Annotated in this window: 2 protein-coding genes; both read right to left on the reverse strand. The window is 73.8% G+C overall.

Annotated elements, in window-relative coordinates:
• On the reverse strand, positions 1 to 1,076 hold a 1,076-nt coding region (locus HMPREF0975_RS11535), incomplete at its 3' end, for an ABC transporter permease (protein ID WP_009234360.1).
• Positions 1,073 to 1,453 carry a hypothetical protein gene (locus tag HMPREF0975_RS16835; RefSeq protein WP_009234361.1) on the reverse strand — a complete coding sequence of 127 codons (381 nt, stop codon included), beginning with the start codon at positions 1,451 to 1,453 and terminating at the stop codon, positions 1,073 to 1,075. The genes HMPREF0975_RS16835 and HMPREF0975_RS11535, both read right to left, overlap by 4 nt.
• Between the last annotated feature and the right edge of the window lie 250 nt (positions 1,454 to 1,703).

The following is a 1,703-nucleotide window of genomic DNA, read 5'->3' on the forward strand; positions in this document are numbered from 1 at the left end:
GATCCCCCCAGGCCACCTATGGCCACCAGCAGCCCCGCCCCGACCCCGGCGATGACCCGGGCCGCCCGCCCGGAGTGGTTCATCGGGGGCGGTGCGCTCAGGCCCCCGGCGCCGGCGGCTCGCCCCATGAGGAGGCGGCGGAGGATCCCGGCGACGACGCCGGCGGTGAGCGCCAGTGCGAGCAGTAGCAGGATCTGGGCCTGGAGTGCTGGGACGTCCTGGGCGGTGGCGGCGTCCAGGAGCTCTCGCCCGAGTCCCGGGATCGCGAAGATCTTCTCCACGGCGACTGCCCCGCCAGTCAGGGCGACGACGACGAGCGCCATCTGCCCGGTCAGGGGCGCCAGGGCCCGGCGCAGGACGGCCCCTGCCAGGGCCCGGCCGCGGATGCCGGCGGTGGACCAGGTGGCCACCCATCGTTCGGAGAAGGTGGCGGTGACGGCATCGGAGATGAGTCCGCCCAGGTAGCCGCCGGTGGGCAGGCCCAGGCTGAGGGCGGGCATGATGACTTTCTCAGGGCTGCCCCACCCGAAGGGCGGCAGGACCCTGAGGTAGACGGCCAGGACGAGCATGAGGATCGGGGCCAGGAGGTACTCGGGCAGGGAGATAAGGACCGCGGAGACGGCTCCGCCCCGGGGGCGTCTCCGCCCTCGCAGCCCGTCGCGCAGGGCGGGAACGACCAGGGTCGCGGCGACGATCGTTCCGACGCCGAGCGCAGCGGCCATGAGGCTCAGGGACACCCCGAAGGCGTCGACGGCGTCCGGCCCGACGTCGGCCCCCGAGACCCAGGAGCGCCCCAGGTCGCCGCGCACCAGTCCGGCGAGCCAGTGGCCGATCATGTGCAGGGGGCCGCCGTCGATCCCGATGCTCTTGCGAATGGACTCCAGCACCTCGGGGGTGGGTTCGCGGTCGGAGGAGGTGGCGCGCAGAACGGTCAGGGCCGGGTCCTTGCCCGACAGCCACGGCAGCACGCCCACCAGGCCGACGAGGCAGGCCAGGGCGACCAGGCGCGAGACGGCGGTGACGACGTCGTAGCGTCCGCGCAGGCGCCCGGCGACCCGGGCGAGCGCGCCGTTCACTTCTTCACGGTGGTGGCCGAGGTGATGAGGTCGCGCTCGTTCGGGTCGCGCTCGGCGCCCGAGACACCGGAGGCTTCCCCCTGCAGAACGCGTTCGTGGGCGACCGGAATGGCCGCGTCGGTGACGAGGATGGCCTGCTCGGCCTCCATGATGGCCTTGCGCCGCTCCTCGCCGGGCTCGATGCCGGAGGCCTTGGCGATGGCGGCGTCCACCGTGGGATCGGACAGGAAGCTCAGGGCGAAGGAGCCGGTGGAGGAGAAGTCGGAGACCATGTAAGCCACCGGGTCCCCCGAGTCCAGGACGGTGGAGCGCGATAGGAGGACGGCGTCGAAGGCCCCGGCCAGGGCCTCGGACTCGATCTGGTTGTACTCGCGCACGTCCTGGGTGACGGTGAAGCCGGCGGCCTCGAGCTGTTGGGCCAGGAGGGGGACCGATCTCGCCGAGTTCGGGGCGGTCGGTGTAGGAGGCCAGGGTGATGGCGGTGCCGGCGGGGACGCTTCCGGCGGCGGTGGCGCCGGGGACCTTGCCGGTGGCGGCCGCGCCGGTGGAGCCGGGGTAGGTCTCCTTCTTCCAGGCGCGCAGGTCGGCGGCCCAGGGCACGGCCGGGCCCAGGAGCCCGGCCGGGGC

The sequence above is a fragment of the Actinomyces sp. oral taxon 849 str. F0330 genome (assembly GCF_000239715.1).
Taxonomy (GTDB): domain Bacteria; phylum Actinomycetota; class Actinomycetes; order Actinomycetales; family Actinomycetaceae; genus Actinomyces; species Actinomyces johnsonii.